At 71.7% G+C, this 1,579-nt stretch carries 2 protein-coding genes; one reads left to right on the top strand and one right to left on the bottom strand.

The features are described 5' to 3' along the window. On the bottom strand, positions 1-391 hold a 391-nt coding region (locus tag G6017_RS14370), incomplete at its 3' end, for an enolase-like domain-containing protein (protein WP_524536305.1). A 23-nt stretch (positions 392-414) separates the two neighbouring features. Here G6017_RS14370 and G6017_RS14365 point away from each other — a divergent pair. Beyond that, positions 415-1,398, top strand: coding sequence for a 1,4-dihydroxy-2-naphthoyl-CoA synthase (locus tag G6017_RS14365; protein ID WP_179523198.1), 984 nt, complete (start codon positions 415-417; stop codon positions 1,396-1,398). Positions 1,399-1,579: the final 181 nt, after the last annotated feature.

The following is a 1,579-nucleotide window of genomic DNA, read 5'->3' as shown; positions in this document are numbered from 1 at the left end:
GGACCGCGGCGACCCGGGCGACGTCGTCGACGAGCTGCTGCCCGGATTCCGCGACCTTGATCTTGACCGTGGTGCACCCGGGGAAGCGGTCGAGGATCCCGGCCACCTCGCCCGCGGAGACCGCCGGGACCGTGGCGTTGACGGCGACACGCGACCGCAGGGCCGGCGGCGGACCCTGCCACGCCATCTCCAGGGCGGAGCGAAGCCAGTGGGCGGCCTCGGGGTCGTCGTACTCGGGGAAGGCGCCGAACTCACCCCACCCCGCCGGCCCCTCGACCAGCGCCACCTCCCGCTCGGTGAGGCCGCGGAACCGGACCCGCATCGGCAGGGCCACCACGTGGACGCGGGCGAGCAGATCGTCGATCGACTCGGGGCCCGGTACGGATGTCATGGCTCCACGCTAACGTCGAACCCATGACCGAGAGCAGCGCAGCGCAGGGCGAGACCGGGAACCCGTTCGATCCGACGCAGTGGCGGGAGGTCGAGGGCTTCCGGAACGGGGAGGACCTCGCGGACCTGACCTACCACCGCCACGTGGGCGAGGGCCGGGCCGACGGGATCGTGCGGATCGCCTTCGACCGCCCCGAGGTGCGTAACGCCTTCCGGCCGCACACCGTGGACGAGCTGTACCGGGTGTTCGACCACGCCCGCCGCTCCCCCGACGTGGGCACCGTGCTGTTCACGGGCAACGGGCCGAGCGCCAAGGACGGCGGCTGGGCGTTCTGTTCCGGCGGCGACCAGCGGATCCGCGGCCGGTCCGGCTACCAGTACTCCACGGAACACGACTCGGACGTGGCCGGCGCGACCGCCGACAAGGTCGACGAGGCCCGGGTCAAGGCCGAGGGCGGCCGGCTGCACATCCTGGAGGTGCAGCGGCTCATCCGCACCATGCCCAAGGTGGTGATCTGCCTGGTCAACGGCTGGGCGGCCGGCGGCGGGCACTCGCTTCACGTGGTGAGCGACCTGACCCTGGCCTCCCGCGAGCACGCCCGGTTCAAGCAGACCGACGCCGACGTGGGGTCCTTCGACGCCGGCTACGGCAGCGCGTACCTGGCCAAGCAGGTGGGCCAGAAGTTCGCGCGCGAGATCTTCTTCCTGGGTCAGGCGTACACGGCCGAGGAGATGTTCCAGATGGGCGCGGTCAACCGGGTCGTCGACCACGCCGAGCTCGAGAACACCGCGATCGAGTGGGCGCGACAGATCAACGGCAAGTCGCCCACCGCGCAGCGGATGCTCAAGTTCGCGTTCAACCTCACCGACGACGGCCTGATGGGTCAGCAGGTGTTCGCCGGCGAGGCCACACGACTGGCGTACATGACCGACGAGGCGGTGGAGGGGCGCGACGCGTTCCTGGAGAAGCGCGACCCGAACTGGGACGACTTCCCCTACTACTACTGACGGCGCCGGTCCGGTCCATGCCCGCTACCCGCGACCTGCGCACCCTGCCCGTCCCCGGCGGCGTGGCCGTCACCGCCCTGTTCCCCACGTTCGAGCAGCTCCTGGCCGACCGTGGCCCCGCGCTGCTGCCCGTCCCGTCCGACGACCCCGCCCGGACGCGTGTGCTCGTCGGCGCCATGCA

The organism is Dietzia sp. B44 (genome assembly GCF_014145245.1).
GTDB lineage: Bacteria > Actinomycetota > Actinomycetes > Mycobacteriales > Mycobacteriaceae > Dietzia > Dietzia natronolimnaea.
The sequence above is the reverse complement of the archived record's forward strand: the minus strand, read 5'-3'. Positions and strand labels throughout refer to the sequence as shown.

Coding starts and splice junctions, on each gene's coding strand:
- G6017_RS14365 (WP_179523198.1), top strand. CDS start 415: ATGACCGAGAGCAGCGCAGCGCAGGGCGAGACCGGGAACCCGTTCGAT.